The following is a 15,610-nucleotide window of genomic DNA, read 5'->3' as shown; positions in this document are numbered from 1 at the left end:
CCGGTTACATTCCGAACCCGGAAGCTAAGCCTCGTAGCGCCGATGGTACTGCAGGGGGGACCCTGTGGGAGAGTAGGACGCCGCCGAACAATCATTCAGGAGAAGCCCCTCATCCGGGAACGGATGGGGGGCTTCTCTGCGTTTCCGGATAGGATTCCTGATATGGCAAGACCAGGTCCCAAGAAGGCCAGCCCCGAACCCCAGCCGCACATCGAGCCGTTCAGCCTCTCCACCGACCCGTTCGTGATGGAGACCTCGCACGAGGTCGCCGGGATCTACCTGGCGCCGCCGGAGCGTGTTCTCGCGCTGCACGTCGATGCCGAGACCCTGCTGAGGCCCAAGCTGCGGGACGCACTCACGACGCTCCGCGACGAGCCGTTGCCGCCGACCGTGAGCACGTTGCTCGCGACGCTCGGCAGTACGACCGGGAAGGTGCAGGGGACACTGCACCGGCGCCGGCGGGGTGTGGAGTTCCGCCGCTTCCTCACCGAGCTGGAGAAGCAGCTGCCGGAGGTCGGCGAGGTCCACCTCATCTGCGACAACTACTTCACGCACAAGTCGCCCACCGTGAAGAACTGGCTGAACGCGCACCCGCGCTTCACCATGCACTTCGCGCCCACCGAGGAGGCGTGGCTCGCCCACGTCGAGCGGTGGTTCGCCTACCAGGCGGCTCGTGAGGGCTTCCACGGCGACAAGTCCTCCGCGGGTGCGCTCACCACCGGTATCACCGGCTGGCAGGCCGCTGCCGAGGTCGTGGCCGAGCCCGGCGAGGACGAGGAGACGGCCGGCTCCTCCGCGCACGTCTGGATCAAGCCGGGGCGCTGAGCCACAGCGCGGCAAAGCGGCGCGAGCAGCGCACAACGCAGTGGGGCCCACCGAGCCGAGCTCGGTGGGCCCCACTGCGTTGTGCGCTCGGAGTCAGAGCCGGCCGGCGGCCTTCAGGGCGAGGTAGGTGTCGGCGAGAGCCGGGGGCAGGGCGGCGGGCGGGGCGTCCAGGACGGTGACGCCGTGGCGGGTGAGGCGTTCGGCGGTGCGGCGGCGGTCGGCGCGGGTCTGTTCGGCGGCTGCGGCGCCGTAGACGTCCTTGACGGTGCCGCGGGCGGCGGCGAGTTCGTCCAGGCGCGGGTCGGCGACCGAGGCCAGGACGAGTTCGTGGCGCTTGGTGAGCAGGGGCAGGTGCGGCAGGAGGCCCTCCTCGACCGGGCGGGCGTCCAGGCCGGTGAGCAGCACGATCAGCGAGCGGTGTGGGGTCATCCGGAGCACGGTCGAGGTGAGCGCGCGCATGTCGGTCTCCAGCAGCGCGGGTTCCAGGACGGCCATCGCGTTGGTGAAGGCCGGGAGGATCTCGGAAGGGGATCGGCCGACGACGCTGCCGCGCCTGCGGAGGTCGTGCGCGAGCAGGTCGACGCGGTCGCCGGCCTTGGTGGCCAGGGCGGTCAGCAGCAGGGCGGCGTCGAGGGCCGCGTCGAGCCGGGGTGCGTCGCCGACCCGGCCGGCCGAGGTTCGGCCGGTGTCCAGCACGATCAGGATGTGCCGGTCGCGCTCGGGGCGCCAGGTCCGGACGGCCACGGTGTGCCGGCGGGCGCTGGCCCGCCAGTCGATCGAGCGTACGTCGTCGCCGGGGAGGTACTCGCGCAGGGAGTCGAACTCGGTGCCCTGGCCGCGGGTCAGCACCGAGGTGCGGCCGTCGAGTTCGCGCAGCCGGGCGAGCCGGGAGGGCAGGTGCTTGCGGCTCGGGAAGGGCGGCAGCGCCCGTACCGTCCAGGGCACCTGGTGCGAGCCCTGACGGCCCGCCAGGCCGAGCGGGCCCAGCGAACGGACCGTCACCCGGTACGCGTGGTGGTCGCCGCGCCGGGTGGGGACGAGCCGGGTGGTGATCCGGCGGCGCTCGCCGGCCGGGACGGTGACGGTGTGCCGGGAGCCCGCGATCGCGGTGCCCGGGTGCCAGGCGGACGGCGGCCAGGCGTCGCGGACCAGGGCGCGGAGCGGGCGGCGGGCGGGGTTGGTGACGGTCAGCTCGACGGAGGCGGGCTCGCCGAGCCGGACGGAGGTGTCGCCGCTCCGGGCGAACCGCAGGGTGCGGACCGGAGCGGCGAGCGCCAGGTCGGCGAGGACGCCGAGCAGGACGGGGAGGGTGACCGCGCCGATCCCGGCCCAGGAGGGCAGCAGGAAACCCACGACCAGAGCGCCGAGCGCGGCGAGGAGGGCGGTTCGGCCGGTCAGGGCCATCGGGGAGCTCCTAGAGAGGTGTGGTCAGCGCGGGGCGGGCGTCTGGGCCAGGACGGCCTGGATCACCGAGTCCGCGGTGACACCCTCCATCTCGGCCTCGGCCCGCAGCTGGACCCGGTGGCGCAGCGTCGGCAGGGCGAGCGCCTTGACGTCGTCGGGGGTGACGTAGTCGCGGCCGGCCAGCCAGGCCCAGGCCCGGGAGGTGTTCAGCAGGGCGGTCGCGCCGCGGGGGGAGACGCCGATCGACAGCGAGGGCGAGTTCCGGGTGGCCCGGCAGAGGTCGACGATGTAGGCGAGGATCTCGGGGGAGACGGTGAGTCCGGCGATCTCGGCGCGGGCCGCCGTGATGTCGGCCGGTCCGGCCACCGGGCGGACGCCGGCGGCGGCCAGGTCGCGCGGGTCGAAGCCGGCTGCGTGCCGGCTGAGCACCTGGAACTCCTGCTCCCGCGAGGGCAGCGGCAGCACCAGCTTGAGCAGGAAGCGGTCGAGCTGGGCCTCGGGGAGGGGGTAGGTGCCCTCGTACTCGACCGGGTTCTGGGTGGCGGCGACCAGGAACGGGACGGGCAGCGCGCGCGGATCGCCGTCGACGGTGACCTGGTGCTCCTCCATCGCCTCCAGCAGCGAGGCCTGGGTCTTGGGAGGGGTGCGGTTGATCTCGTCCGCGAGCAGCAGGTTGGTGAAGACCGGGCCGGGCTGGAAGGAGAACTCGGCGGTGCGCGCGTCGTAGACCAGCGAGCCGGTGACGTCGCCGGGCATCAGGTCCGGGGTGAACTGGATGCGCTTGGTGTCCAGGGCGAGGGCGGTGGACAGGGTGCGGACCAGCAGGGTCTTCGCGACGCCCGGGACGCCTTCGAGCAGCACGTGCCCGCCGCACAGCAGCGCGACGACCAGGCCGGTGACGGCGGCGTCCTGGCCCACCACGGCCTTGGCTATCTCGGTGCGCAGCGCGGTCAGGGCTTCGCGGGGGCCGCTCGGCGCGGTGTCTTCGGGAGGGGACGTGAGGGCCTGCTCGGTCACGGCTGTCGTACCTGCCTTTCCAGGGCATCGAGGTCGTCGGTGAGCCGCAGCAGCGCGGCGTCGTCGGTGGGCGGGTCGCCGTACAGCAGGGCCCGGAGGCCGGCGGCCGGGCGGTCCAGCCGGTCGGCGACGGCCGCGCAGAGCGCGGTGGGCTCGGGCTCGCCGTCGGTCAGTGGTACGCCGAGTACGGGGGCCAGGCGGTGGCGGACCGCGCGGCGCAGGGTGTCGGCCGCGCGCCCCCGGGCCTTGGCGCGCTGGTACAGCCGGGCCCGGCCCTCGGTGGTCTCGGCGGCGCGGACCACCACGGGCAGCTCCTCGCCGACCACCGGGCCGAGCCTGCGCCCGCGCCAGAAGGCCGTGAGCAGGGCCGCGACGGCCAGCTGGAGCAGGGCCCAGGACCAGCCGCGCGGGATGTAGTCGGTGAGGGTCTTCTGCTCGGCGGCGGGCGGTGCGGCGCTGTAGTCGGGCAGGTACCAGACCAGGTGCTGCCGTGAGCCGAGCAGGCCGAGGGTGAGCGAGGCGTTGCCGTCCGAGGCGAGCCGCTCGTTGGTGAGCAGCCGGCCGGAGCCGAGCACGATCACGTCCCGGCCGCCCGGGGCGGTCTGCTGGACCAGGGGCGCACCGCCGTCGCCGTAGTAGCAGGCGGTGTCGCCCGAGCCGGGCCGGTAGAACAGCCCGCCCAGTTCCGCGCTGCCGGCCCGGAGTGCCTCGGGGAGGGTGCAGTCGGCGGTCAGGCTGGTGGAGGCGGCGCTCCGGGGCGCGCCGTCGGACGTGGTGGCGACCGAGACGCCGGGGGCGAAGGCGTCCAGTGCGGCGGCCTCGGGGGAGACCAGGACGAGCCGGCTGCCGCTGCCGCGCTCCGGTGTGGAGAGCCGGTTCAGCTCTCCGGCGCCCAGCAGGTCGGGTTCGGGGAGGAGGACCGTGGTGCCGGGGGCGGCCAGTGCCTCGCTGAGGCCGGCCTCGTCGGAGACGGTACGGGTGGCGACGCCGCGCTCGGCGAGCAGGTGGACGGCGGCCTGGGTGCCGGTCGGGTCGGTCGAGCGCGGGTCCAGCGGGGGGTACTCCGGATGGTCGCTGAGCGCGGTGAGCAGCAGGCCGGCCAGCAGCAGCAGGCTGACGGCGAGCAGGTACCAGCGGGAGCGCAGCCAGAGCCCGCGCAGGTCCGGCGAGACACCCGTGGTGCCGGCGGGACCGGTCGTCTCGGTGGCGGTGGCGGTGGTGTCGGTCGCGGTCATGCGGCAGCTCCGGCGGCCGGGGTGAGGACCGGCGTGGCGGCGGCCAGCGCCCGGTCCAGTTCGACCAGGGAGCGGTAGGCGGCCTGGTCGGCGGTGCGCTCGCCGAACGCGATGTCGTCGAAGGTACGGGCGGCCGTGGCGAGCGCCGCCGCGTGGGCGGGCAGGGCGCGGCCGGCTTCGGCGGCCGCCTCGTCGGCGGTGCGCCCGGGGCGTGCGTCCAGCAGGGTGCGCTCCTCAAGGGCTCGGACCAGGGCGCGCATCTGCTCCCGGACGGCTTCGGACCACTCGGCGGCGGCCGCGTGGTCCGCCGCCGTCCGGCGGTGCCCGGCGGCGGTGCGCGGGCCGTCCGACGCGAAGAGCGCGGCGGCCGCGCGGGTCTCCCGGCGGGGGGCGCCGAGCCGCCACCAGAGCGCGGCGCCGATCACCACCGCCACCACCAGGAACAGCAGCAGCCCGGTGGTGCCGCTGGGGGCGGCCGACCCGAGGTGGTTGAGGGCGCGGTCCAGCTGGTCGCCGAGCCAGCTCATGACGCGCTGCGTCACGCTCGGGTCGTGCCGGTGGTAGGCCGGGTTGAGCAGCTCTCGACGGGCGGCGTCGCGCGCCGCGTCACGAGGAACGGTGACCGGGGCGCCGCCGGCCGACAGCGCCCTCTCCCCCCAGTTCGGCATCCGCGTCAGATCCCCTGCGGCCCGCTCTGGCCCGGGACGACCGGTCCGGAGCCGGTCCAGCCGGGGTTGTTCTGCTCGGGCAGGCCGGCGGCGCGGGAGAGCTCGATGTCGAGGGCCTCGCGGCGGATCCGCTGGTCGACGTAGAGCAGCACGCCGATGCCGGCCTGCACCGGGATGGTGAGGGTGGCGGCGATCACGCCGCCGATCGAGGTCAGCAGCACGACGGCCGGCGCGGTGCCGCCGCCGAGGCCGCCGAGCGGGGAGTCGCCGGTGCTGCCGCCGACGGCCAGGGCGACGCCGATCAGGGAGAACGGCGTCGCGATGATCGCGGCCACGACGAACATCAGGAACTGGCCGAGCAGGGTGATCCCGAAGATCCGCCACCAGGAGCCCTTGACCAGCCGCCGGGACCGGGACAGTGAGGCGATGACGCCCTGCTTCTCCAGCATCAGTACCGGGGCGGCGAAGCTCAGCTGGACGTTGATCCAGACAGCCACCACCCCGCCGGCCAGGACCGGCAGGCAGAGCAGGAGGAGCAGCCCGGGGTTGCCCGTGTCGGCGAGTGCGGCGCCTATCAGCGGCAGCGCGCTCAGCAGCAGGATGCCGACGGTGATCAGGAGCATCAGGCCGGTGAGCCCGACCAGCTTGGGCAGCCGCGGCCGGGCCGTCCGCCAGGCGGCGCCGATGGTGGTGTTCTCGCCGACCACCGCCTTGCTCACCACCATGGTCAGCAGGCCGGCCGCGATGATGCCCAGCAGGATGCTGACCGGGATGGCCGAGAGCCGGATGACCAGCGGGAGCACGGCCTGCGGCTGCTCGAACTGCCACAGTTCGCCGAGCGCGGTGATCGCCTGCTCGACCACGGCGACGCCGAAGGAGAGCCCCAGTGCCGTCCGCCAGTGCTTGCGGACGGTGGACACCGCGCCGTCCAGGATCTCGCCGACCCCGAGCGGGCGGAGCGGGATCACGCCGGGCTTCGGGCTCGGCGGCGCCCCCCAGCCCGGGTGGAACTGGCCGGGGTGCGGGTACGGCTGCTGCCCGGGGTACGCGGCGGCGCCGTACGCCGGGCCGCCGTAGGGTGCACCGCTGTACGGACCGGGGGTGCCCCAGCCCGGGTGGTGCGGCGGCGGGACGTCCTGCGGGGCCGCCTGCGGGGCCGCGTCCTGCGCGGCGTCCGGTGCTGCGGCATCCGGAGACGGCGGTGCCGACGGTCCGGCGGCGGCCTCGTCGGCGGGCTCGGGCGAGCCGGGCGAGGTCCATCCCGGGGCGTCGGTCATCACTGCTCCTTGTGCGGGGGCTTCGTGGAGGGTTGCGGGGGGAATCGGTGTGATCCCGGCCCGTGTGCGGCCCATCGTGCCATGGCCTGACCGGGCGCCCCAGAGCCGCTGTCCCACGGAATCCCCGACGGCCCGGACAGCCCGGGCGAGCTGCGAACTTTGCGACGGTATGACTGACTCGGCAGGTCTCATCAGTACGAAATGGCACGACTGTGCGGCAGGTCACAATCCGGTAATGAGAGGATGGACCCATGAAGGGACGCGTCCTCGTCGTTGATGACGACACCGCACTGGCCGAGATGTTGGGCATTGTGCTGCGTGGAGAAGGTTTTGAACCGTTTTTCGTCGCGGATGGGGACAAGGCACTAGCCGCGTTCCGGGAGACCAAGCCTGACCTGGTCCTCCTCGATCTGATGCTGCCCGGCCGCGACGGCATCGATGTCTGCCGGCAGATCCGATCGGAGTCGGGGGTGCCGATCGTGATGCTCACCGCCAAGACGGACACCGTCGACATCGTCGTCGGACTGGAGTCCGGGGCCGACGACTACGTCGTCAAGCCGTTCAAGCCCAAGGAGCTGGTGGCCCGGGTTCGCGCCCGGTTGCGCCGCGCGGAGGAGCCCACACCTGAACAGCTGACCATAGGCGATCTGGTGATCGACGTGGCCGGACACTCGGTCAAGCGGGACGGCCGGGGCATCCCGCTGACCCCGCTGGAGTTCGACCTGCTGGTCGCCCTGGCCCGCAAGCCCTGGCAGGTGTTCACCCGCGAGGTGCTGCTGGAGCAGGTCTGGGGTTACCGGCACGCCGCCGACACCAGGCTGGTCAACGTCCACGTCCAGCGTCTCCGCTCCAAGATCGAGAAGGACCCGGAGCGGCCCGAGATCGTGGTGACGGTGCGCGGTGTCGGCTACAAGGCCGGGCCCAGCTGACGTGATGTTCGAGACTGACGACTCCCCGTCGGGTGCGGGTGCCGACGGGGAGTCCGCCGTGCGCGGGGACGTGTTGAGCTCGACCACCCAGGGCCGTGCGCCCCGGCGCGGTCCGGCGGCCCTGCTCGCGCTCGTGGCGCGTCAGTTGCGGCGCCCGTTCAACCAGGTGATCGCGCTCTACCGGCGTTCCATCCAGGTCCGGGTGGTCGCGGCCACCCTGCTGCTCTCGCTGGTCGCGATGCTGGTGCTCGGCGTCGTCGTGGTGGCCCAGGTCAGGCACTGGCTGCTGGACAACAAGCAGAGCTCCTCGCAGGGGCAGGCCAACGGCGGCTTCCAGATCGAGCAGGAGAAGATCAACGAAGCCATCAACCTGCAGGCCAAGGCCGGCGCCAACACCGACCCGACCAAGGACGAGACGAGCACCTGGCTGATCAAGCAGGTCTCGGACCTCGCCAGCGGCGGCACCGGCGTCTACTCGGTGATCGCCCTGGTGCCCACCGACGGGCAGGAGGAGACCGCACAGAGCGCGGGCCTGCGGGGCGCCTTCTACTCGGGCAACATCCTGCCCAGCAGCATTTCTCCCGAGCTGCGCAACCAGGTCGCCGCCGACCCCACCAGGCCGCACGAGCAGACCACCGACATCCAGCGCGGTGTCGAGAGCAACGGTCAGCCGCTGCGGGAGCCCGGGCTGGTGATCGGCAAGCAGTTCACCGGCCCCGACCTGACGACCTACCAGCTCTACTACGTCTTCTCCTTCGGGCAGGAGACCAACACCCTCAACGCCATCACCAGCACCCTGGCCACCGCCGGCGTGTTCGTGGTGATGCTGCTCGGCGGCATCGCCTGGCTGGTGGTGCGCCAGGTCGTCACACCCGTCCGGATGGCCGCCGGGATCTCCGAGCGGCTGGCCGCCGGGCACCTGGAAGAACGGATGAAGGTCACCGGCACGGACGACATCGCCCGCCTCGGCGAATCGTTCAACCGGATGGCCAACGCGCTCCAGGCCCAGATCCGGCAGCTGGAGGAGCTCTCCCGGGTGCAGCGCCGCTTCGTCTCGGACGTCTCGCACGAGCTGCGCACCCCGCTGACCACCGTCCGGATGGCCGCCGACCTGATCTACGACAGCCGCGAGGACCTCGACCCGATGGCGGCCCGCTCCGCCGAGCTGCTCCAGGGGCAGCTGGACCGGTTCGAGTCGCTGCTCGCCGACCTGCTGGAGATCAGCCGGTTCGACGCGGGCGCCGCGATCCTGGACGCCGAACCGGTCGACCTGCGCGACGTCGTCACCCGGGTGCTGGAGGCGGCCGACCCGCTGGCCCAGGCCAAGGGCAGCGCCATGATCGTCCGCGGCGCGGAGGAGCCGGTCGTCGCCGAGGTCGACTCCCGGCGGATCGAGCGCATCCTGCGCAACCTGGTGGTCAACGCGCTGGAGCACGGCGAGGGCCGGGACGTGGTGGTCCAGCTCGGCTCGGCCGGCGGCGCGGTCGCCGTCGGCGTCCGGGACTACGGGATCGGGCTCAAGCCCGGCGAGGCGTCCCGGGTCTTCCACCGCTTCTGGCGCGCGGACCCGTCCCGGGTGCGGACCACCGGCGGCACCGGGCTGGGCCTCTCGATCGCTGTCGAGGACGCCCACCTGCACGGCGGCTGGCTGCAGGCCTGGGGCGAACCCGGCGGCGGCTCGCACTTCAGGCTCACCCTGCCGCGGACCCGCGGCGGCGAGATCGGCCGGGCACCGTTCCGGCTGGAACCCGAGGACTCCCGGCACAACCGGGGCCTCGGTGCGCCCGGCACCCCGTACCGGCGGGCCGTCCGGTCGACCGGGGCCACCGCGCTGACGGTGTCGGGCCTGGGCGAGCCGGACATCCCGGAGACCCCGGACACCCCGCAGGCCGGCTTCGGCAGCGGTCTCGGCGGGGTCCTGAGCATCGGGCCCGGGCTCGGGCGGCTGCCGTCGGCACCGGTCTCCGACCCCTCGGACGTCCGGGCGGCGTCCTCGGGGTACGGTGCCACCGGGGCGCAGGTCGTGGTGGACCGGACTGTGGTCCGCCCGCCCGCATCGAGCGCGGCACAGGACGGCGCGGCACCCGGCGGTGCGGCGCGTGACGGAGCGGCGGACAGCGAGACAGAGGGGGCGCACCGTGCCGAGGACGAGCAGCAGGACGGCTGACCGGCCGAACCGGCGCACCGGTGCGGCATGGGCGGCGTGGGGGGTACTGGTCCCGCTGCTCGCGACCGGCTGTGTGGCGATGCCCGCCGACGGGCCGCCGGAGCCGGTGGAGTTCCCGCAGGGCGCCGCCGCCCAGGACCTCCAGGTCCGGGTCTTCCCGGTGGAGCCGCACCCCGGCGCGGACCCGGTCGACCTGCTCGCGGGCTTCCTGGACGCCTCCAACGCGGACGAGGCCAACTACAGCACCGCGCTGAAGTACCTCACCGCGGACGCCCGCAAGCGCTGGCGTCCGGACGCCGGGGTGGCGGTGCTCGCCAGCAAGGGGCGGACCCCGCCGAAGGGCGACGGCGACGCCACCGACATCACGGTGACGGGCAGCCAGGTCGCCCAGCTGGACGCCAAGCACACCTACCGGAACGTCTCGGACCTGCCGTACCGGCAGAAGTTCACCTTCGTGAAGGAGACGCAGGGCCCGGACAAGGGGGAGTGGCGGATCGACCAGCTGCCGGACGGGCTGATCGTCGACCTGACCAACTTCAACAACGGGTACCGCGCGGTGCACCGGTACTTCTACGCGGCCGGCGACCCGTCGGTGCACGCCGGCCCGCCGCAGGTCCTGGTGCCCGACCCGATCTACCTGCGGCGGCGAATAGACCCGCTGACGGCCGCCGCGCAGGCGCTCGCCGAGGGCCCGTCGGACTGGCTGTCCGGCGCGGTGGAGACCGCCTTCCTGCACGGCGTCGAGGTGGTGGGCCCGGTCTCGATGAGCGACAGCCAGGTGGCCGCCGTCAAGGTCAGCGCGGTCGACTTCGCGAGCCAGCCGCTGCTCTGCCGCCGGATGGCCGACCAGCTCTTCTACACCCTCGCCGACCAGCAGCCGAAGCGGCAGCTGGAGCGGCTCGACCTGAGCGGGGCCAAGGGCTCGTGCTCGGTCGACGCCTCGCAGACCCAGCAGATCGCCCCCGGCGTGCTGGCCGGCGGTGACGCCGGGGCGCAGCAGTACTTCCAGCTGGACGGCGGCCAGTTGATGCAGACCCAGGGCGACAGCGACGGCAAGCCGGTGCTCGGCACGCTCGGAAAGCCGGGCCAGCCCGGCCGGCCGAACCCCGCGGCGATCGCCGTCCGCCGGGACGGCGGCGCGGCCGCCGTGGTCGGCGCCGACCGCAGGACGCTGACGGTGGTGGTGATCGGCGACGGCGACAGGACCGCGGCGCCGTTGGTCACCGTCCACCCGGCGCAGCCGGACCAGGGCCTGGCCTCGCCCAGTTGGGACGGACGGCAGAACCTCTGGGTGGTCGACCGCGACCCGGTGACGCCGCGGGTCCTGATGGTGCGTGGCGAGACCGTCGTCACCGCGCAGATCGACGGGTTGAACGGGCTGACCGTCAGGGAACTGAGGATCTCCTCGGACGGTACGCGGGTCGCGCTGCGGACCGTCGACGCGTCCGGCGCCTCGGCGCTGATGCTGGGTCTGGTGGTGCACTCGGGTTCACCGGTGAACCCGCAGGTGGCGATCGTCGGACTGCGGCCGCTGGCGCCCAAGATGAGCGAGATCGCCTCGTTCTCCTGGGCGGACACCGACCAGCTGCTGGTGCTCGGCAACGAACCGAACAAGCTCCAGCAGCTGCACTACATCGGCACCGACGGCTCGCAGACCGGCGACACCCCGCAGCCGGGCGGCGACTCGATGCTCTCGGTCTCGGCCTCGGAGACGCTGACCGGCGGCGACCTGGCACCGCCGGTGCTGGCCGTCTCGTCCAACAAGCAGATCTACCGGCTGCTGGGCAACCAGTGGCGCGAGGTGACGGGGCAGCACCACGGGGCGTTCTTCAGCTACCCGGGATAGCCGCCCCCCGGCTCGCCTGCCGTGCCGCCGCCCGGTGACGGGCGGGGGCGCGGCGGACGGTGGCGGCGACCGTCGCCGCCGCGTGCGGTGGGTGGCCGGCCGCACGGAGGGCGCGGGCGGCCTCGGTGAGGCTGGCACCGGTGGTGACCAGGTCGTCCACCAGGATCAGCGGGCGGCCCCGGGCCTGCGCCGCCAGCCGGGCCGCCGCCCGCCCGGGGACGCCCAGTGCGCCGCGCAGATTGCGGTGCCGCTCGGCCGCCGACAGCCCCGACTGGTCGGCGACGGCCCGCCCGTGCCGCAGTACGGCGCAGACCTGGGCCTGATGGCCGGCCCGCCCCAGCGCCCGGGCGGCGGCCCGGGCCAGCCGCAGCATCGGGTCGTGCCCGCGGGCCCGGACGGCCTGCCGGGTGGAGGGCATCGGCACCAGCAGGACGGGCCCCGGCGGCCCGGGACCGAGCGCCGAGCGGACGGCGCCGGCCAGGGCCAGGCCCAGCGGCCCGGCCAGCCGGAGCGCGCCGCGCTCCTTGTGGGCGATCAGCAGCTGCCGGACCGGATCCGCGTACGGCGCGGCGGCGTGCAGCGGCGGCAGGCCGGGCGGCGCGGGCAGGGGGCCGGCCGGCCCGGCCCGGGGGTCGGACAGTGCTGCCCGGCAGCCTGGGCAGAGCTGGCTGTGCCCGGTGCGGCAGCCCGCGCACTCGGCGGGCAGCAGTAGTTCGAGAAGGTCGAGGAGGCCGACGGCGAGTCGGCTGCTACCGGTGGTGGTCACGGACGGTCACGACTCCTCCCGGGGCTCGTGGGAGAGCACGGAGTTGACCTCACGGTGGGCCGTCCGGGGGGTGTTGTCCAGGTGTTTACCGCTGTTTCACTCACAAGAGGGTAAACAGGGTGAAACAGCTGGACAGTCACCCCTGGGCCGCTACGTTGTTCGACTGGGGAGGCGGAATCCCCTTCGCAGGTGTTCGATAAGGCTCCAAGGGGTTTCACGCGTTCCTGGTGGGGAGGAAGTGAGGTGAGGGCCGGTCGCGCTCACCGCCCCCGACGAAGCGGGTCGGCGGTAGAGGGGCTGGTCCGGCTGGGTCTCAGCCCGATTCGGTGAGCACTCCGGGTCGGCGTCAGCACGAGGGATCGGAGTTCTGCGTGGACATCGTCGTCAAGGGCCGCAAGACCGAGGTGCCCAAGAGGTTCCGCGAGCACGTGGCCGAGAAGCTGGAGAAGGTCCAGAAGTTCGACGGCAAGGTGATCAGCCTCGACGTCGAGGTGTCCAAGGAGCACAACCCGCGTCAGGCCGACCGGTCCGAGCGGGTGGAGATCACTCTTCGTACCCGTGGCCCGGTGATCCGGGCCGAGGCCGCCGCCGCGGACCCGTACGCGGCGCTCGACCTCGCCTCGGCGAAGCTCGACGCGCAGCTGCGCAAGTCGGGTGACCGCCGCAAGGTGCACAAGGGCGGTACCGGGGGCCGTACCCCGATCAGTGTCGCGGAGGCGACGGCCGGGCTCGCCGCGCTGCAGGAGGCCGAGCAGCCCGCCGGCGAGACCAACGGCGCCGTCCGCAAGACCATGATGGGATCCCTGGAGGTGGAGGGCGACGGCCCGCTCGTCGTCCGTGAGAAGACGCACCCGGCCGCGCCGATGGCGCTGGACCAGGCGCTGTACGAGATGGAGCTCGTCGGCCACGACTTCTACCTGTTCGTGGAGAAGGACAGCGGCCTGCCGAGCGTGGTCTACCGTCGGCACGGCTACCACTACGGCGTCATCCACCTCAGCACCGACGGCTCGGCCGCCGGCGAGGTCGGCGGCGCCGGCGGCGCCATCGGCGGGCCGGACGAGGACTGATCCCGGCCGGTAGGCGGCTCGCACGACGCCGGTAGACGGAAGGCACAACGGACGGCACAACGGAAGAGCAGGACCGAGCGGGTGACCCCGGAGGCCAAGGCCGACCGGCACATGATGGGTGGAGGAAGGAGCGGCGTCCGGGCCGAGTCTGGGCGGTGCCGACGAGGGAGCAGCAGCGGAGCTGCGGCGACTGAGGAGAAGCCGTCCAGTGGGGGCACCTCCCGGCCGAAGGCTGGGGGAGAGAGTCCGGGCGCCGCGACGCCGCCCATCATGTGCCGGTCGGCCTGAGGCCGCCGGGGTCACCCAGCTGGGCGGTCCGACGGCGGAGGGTGATCGGAGCCGGGTCGGCCATGGAATGATGGGCCGACAGTGACCGGCGACGGGGGAGGAGCGGATGGGGGATCCGAGTCAGGGCACGAGGATCGGTCCGGGAGCGAGTCCGGGCCAGGGTGGGGAAACCGTGGACTACGAGCAGCCCGAGTACCCGCCGCGCCGCGCCGAGCCGATCCGGGTGCTGGTGGTGGACGACCACGCGCTGTTCCGCCGGGGCCTGGAGATCGTGCTGGCCGAGGAGGAGGACATCCGCGTCATCGGGGAGGCGGGGGACGGCGCCGAAGCCGTGCAGAAGGCCGCCGACCTGTTGCCCGACATCATCCTCATGGATGTCCGGATGCCCCGCCGCAGCGGGATCGAGGCCTGCACCGCGATCAAGGACGTGGTGCCCAGTGCCAAGATCATCATGCTGACGATAAGCGATGAGGAAGCCGACCTCTACGAGGCGATCAAGGCCGGCGCCACCGGCTACCTGCTGAAGGAGATCTCCACCGACGAGGTCGCGACCGCGATCCGCGCGGTCGCCGACGGCCAGTCGCAGATCAGCCCCTCGATGGCCTCCAAGCTGCTCACCGAGTTCAAGTCGATGATCCAGCGCCGCTCCGACGACCGGGACCTGGTGCCGGCGCCGCGGCTGACCGACCGCGAGTTGGAGGTGCTCAAGCTGGTCGCCACCGGGATGAACAACCGGGAGATCGCCAAGGAGCTCTTCATCAGCGAGAACACCGTGAAGAACCACGTCCGCAACATCCTGGAGAAGCTCCAACTGCACTCCCGGATGGAGGCCGTGGTCTACGCGATGCGCGAGAAGATCCTGGAGATAGGGTGAGCCCCCGGCTCAGGCCAGCAGCCGTTCCAGCGCGGGCCGCAGCTTCTCGTCGCTGAGCGCCTCGACCCGGACGGCGGTGCAGCCCACCCACTCGGCGGCCTCGCGCAGCGCGGCGGCCAGCGCCTCGGTGTACTTCGGTGCGTCCAGCGAGATCTGACGGGCCACCAGGGTGGCTCCCTCGCGGGCCGGGTCGACCCGGCCGACCAGCCTGCCGCCGGCCAGCAGCGGCATCGCGAAGTAGCCGTGCACCCGCTTGTGCTTCGGGGTGTAGGCCTCCAGGCGGTGCGCCATGCCGAAGATCCGCTCTGTCCGCGCCCGGTCCCAGACCAGCGAGTCGAAGGGCGAGAGCAGGGTCGTCCGGTGCCGCCCGCGCGGCTCGGCGGCCAGCGCCGCCGGATCGGCCCAGGCGGCGGCGCCCCAGCCGGCCACCTCGACCGGCAGCAGCCCGGACTCGGGCAGTGCCGAGTCGACCTGGTCGGCCTTCAGGCGGTGGTAGTCCATCAGGTCCGCCCTGGTCGCCACCCCGAGTGCGGCCCCCGCCTGGGCGACCAGCTGCCGCAGGCACTGTGCGTCGGTCGGATCCTGCGCGTACAGCTCGGCCGGGACGGCCTGCTCGGCCAGCTCGTACACCCGCTTCCAGCTGCGGCGTTCGGTGCAGACCACATCGCCGAAGGCGAGCGCCCGCTCGACCGCGATCTTGGTGTCGGACCAGTCCCACCACTCGGCCGTCCGCTTGGCGCCGCCCAGCTCGGTGGAGGTCGACGGGCCCTCGGCGCGCAGTTGGTCGAGCACCTGCCGGTAGGTCTGCGGCGACACCTGGTGGCCCCAGAGGTTGCCCCGGCCCCGGTAGGCCCGGCGGCGGAAGGCGAACAGCGGCCACTCCTCGACCGGCAGGATGCAGGCGGCGTGCGACCAGTACTCGAACGTGGCCCCGGAGCCCCAGTAGGCGGTCTCGACGGCGGGCCGGCCCACCGCGCCCAGGCGCGCGTACGGGATCAGCTCGTGCGAGCGGGCCAGCACCGAGATGGTGTCGAGCTGCACCGCGCCGAGGTGCCGGAGCACCCCGGGCACCCCCGCGCGCCGGTCCGGTGCGCCCAGCAGGCCCTGGGCGCGGAGCGCGATCCGGCGCGCCTCGTCGGCGGACAGGACGGCGGCGGGGGTGGCGGAGGCTGCGACGGTCATGCCTGGGAGCGTAGAGCCCGGTACCGACAGGCGGGAACGGGCCGCCCGGGCGCCCGATTTGCCCC

13 protein-coding genes and 1 rRNA gene are annotated in these 15,610 nt (G+C 73.4%); 7 read left to right on the top strand and 7 right to left on the bottom strand.

All coding sequences use genetic code 11. The features are described 5' to 3' along the window. Together rrf and ABD330_RS29725 are read left to right on the top strand one after the other, a co-directional pair. Nucleotides 1-89 (top strand): 5S ribosomal RNA (gene rrf, locus ABD330_RS29730); the annotation flags it as partial. A 73-nt stretch (nt 90-162) separates the two neighbouring features. Then, complete coding sequence (locus tag ABD330_RS29725) at nt 163-825, top strand: transposase (protein WP_344469342.1); 663 nt, start codon at nt 163-165, stop codon at nt 823-825. A 93-nt stretch (nt 826-918) separates the two neighbouring features. On the opposite strand, the gene ABD330_RS29720 is transcribed toward ABD330_RS29725, so the two are convergent. Genes ABD330_RS29720 through ABD330_RS29700 form a run of 5 tightly spaced genes read right to left on the bottom strand, consistent with a single transcriptional unit; the run spans nt 919 to nt 6,426 of the window. Then, entirely contained in the window at nt 919-2,229 is a 1,311-nt protein-coding gene (locus tag ABD330_RS29720; protein WP_344469341.1) for a DUF58 domain-containing protein, read from the bottom strand. 24 nt (nt 2,230-2,253) lie between these two features. Beyond that, nucleotides 2,254-3,246, bottom strand: coding sequence for an AAA family ATPase (locus ABD330_RS29715; protein ID WP_344469340.1), 993 nt, complete (start codon nt 3,244-3,246; stop codon nt 2,254-2,256). Next, on the bottom strand, nt 3,243-4,481 hold the full coding sequence (locus ABD330_RS29710; RefSeq protein WP_344469339.1) for a DUF4350 domain-containing protein: 1,239 nt from the start codon (nt 4,479-4,481) through the stop codon (nt 3,243-3,245). The genes ABD330_RS29715 and ABD330_RS29710 overlap by 4 nt, the downstream gene beginning before the upstream one ends. Then, nucleotides 4,478-5,149 carry a DUF4129 domain-containing protein gene (locus ABD330_RS29705; protein WP_344469337.1) on the bottom strand — a complete coding sequence of 224 codons (672 nt, stop codon included), beginning with the start codon at nt 5,147-5,149 and terminating at the stop codon, nt 4,478-4,480. The genes ABD330_RS29710 and ABD330_RS29705 overlap by 4 nt, the downstream gene beginning before the upstream one ends. A 5-nt stretch (nt 5,150-5,154) precedes the next feature. Further along, entirely contained in the window at nt 5,155-6,426 is a 1,272-nt protein-coding gene (locus tag ABD330_RS29700) for a DUF7847 domain-containing protein (protein ID WP_344469335.1), read from the bottom strand. 251 nt (nt 6,427-6,677) lie between these two features. On the opposite strand from ABD330_RS29700, the gene mtrA reads away from it, so the two are divergent. From mtrA to ABD330_RS29685, 3 genes are read left to right on the top strand one after another with little or no spacing between them, the layout of a single operon-like run. After that, on the top strand, nt 6,678-7,355 hold the full coding sequence (gene mtrA / locus ABD330_RS29695) for an MtrAB system response regulator MtrA (protein ID WP_057236786.1): 678 nt from the start codon (nt 6,678-6,680) through the stop codon (nt 7,353-7,355). Between the two features lie 4 nt (nt 7,356-7,359). Continuing rightward, on the top strand, nt 7,360-9,522 hold the full coding sequence (gene mtrB, locus ABD330_RS29690) for an MtrAB system histidine kinase MtrB (RefSeq protein ID WP_344469333.1): 2,163 nt from the start codon (nt 7,360-7,362) through the stop codon (nt 9,520-9,522). Next, complete coding sequence (locus tag ABD330_RS29685; RefSeq protein ID WP_344469331.1) at nt 9,494-11,368, top strand: LpqB family beta-propeller domain-containing protein; 1,875 nt, start codon at nt 9,494-9,496, stop codon at nt 11,366-11,368. Before mtrB ends, ABD330_RS29685 begins: the two co-directional genes overlap by 29 nt. Here ABD330_RS29685 and ABD330_RS29680 read toward each other — a convergent pair. Beyond that, on the bottom strand, nt 11,352-12,134 hold the full coding sequence (locus ABD330_RS29680; protein WP_344469329.1) for a ComF family protein: 783 nt from the start codon (nt 12,132-12,134) through the stop codon (nt 11,352-11,354). The genes ABD330_RS29685 and ABD330_RS29680 overlap by 17 nt on opposite strands. 371 nt (nt 12,135-12,505) lie before the next feature. On the opposite strand from ABD330_RS29680, the gene hpf reads away from it, so the two are divergent. Next, nucleotides 12,506-13,201, top strand: a complete 696-nt coding sequence (gene hpf / locus ABD330_RS29675; protein WP_344469327.1) for a ribosome hibernation-promoting factor, HPF/YfiA family — start codon at nt 12,506-12,508, stop codon at nt 13,199-13,201. 394 nt (nt 13,202-13,595) lie between these two features. Then, nucleotides 13,596-14,363, top strand: coding sequence for a response regulator (locus ABD330_RS29670; protein ID WP_425555684.1), 768 nt, complete (start codon nt 13,596-13,598; stop codon nt 14,361-14,363). Between the two features lie 9 nt (nt 14,364-14,372). On the opposite strand, the gene ABD330_RS29665 is transcribed toward ABD330_RS29670, so the two are convergent. Further along, nucleotides 14,373-15,545, bottom strand: a complete 1,173-nt coding sequence (locus ABD330_RS29665; RefSeq protein ID WP_344469323.1) for a winged helix-turn-helix domain-containing protein — start codon at nt 15,543-15,545, stop codon at nt 14,373-14,375. Between the last annotated feature and the right edge of the window lie 65 nt (nt 15,546-15,610).

It is taken from the genome of Kitasatospora kazusensis, from assembly GCF_039529945.1.
Lineage (GTDB): Bacteria > Actinomycetota > Actinomycetes > Streptomycetales > Streptomycetaceae > Kitasatospora > Kitasatospora kazusensis.
This window is presented reverse-complemented; position numbering and strand designations above follow the sequence as displayed.

Bases quoted from the DNA above. Each gene is read 5' to 3' on its own strand.
- ABD330_RS29725 (WP_344469342.1), top strand. From the start codon at position 163: ATGGCAAGACCAGGTCCCAAGAAGGCCAGCCCCGAACCCCAGCCGCAC.
- ABD330_RS29720 (WP_344469341.1), bottom strand. From the start codon at position 2,229: ATGGCCCTGACCGGCCGAACCGCCCTCCTCGCCGCGCTCGGCGCTCTG.
- ABD330_RS29710 (WP_344469339.1), bottom strand. From the start codon at position 4,481: ATGACCGCGACCGACACCACCGCCACCGCCACCGAGACGACCGGTCCC.
- ABD330_RS29705 (WP_344469337.1), bottom strand. From the start codon at position 5,149: ATGCCGAACTGGGGGGAGAGGGCGCTGTCGGCCGGCGGCGCCCCGGTC.
- ABD330_RS29700 (WP_344469335.1), bottom strand. From the start codon at position 6,426: ATGACCGACGCCCCGGGATGGACCTCGCCCGGCTCGCCCGAGCCCGCC.
- mtrA (WP_057236786.1), top strand. From the start codon at position 6,678: ATGAAGGGACGCGTCCTCGTCGTTGATGACGACACCGCACTGGCCGAG.
- mtrB (WP_344469333.1), top strand. From the start codon at position 7,360: ATGTTCGAGACTGACGACTCCCCGTCGGGTGCGGGTGCCGACGGGGAG.
- ABD330_RS29670 (WP_425555684.1), top strand. From the start codon at position 13,596: ATGGGGGATCCGAGTCAGGGCACGAGGATCGGTCCGGGAGCGAGTCCG.
- ABD330_RS29665 (WP_344469323.1), bottom strand. From the start codon at position 15,545: ATGACCGTCGCAGCCTCCGCCACCCCCGCCGCCGTCCTGTCCGCCGAC.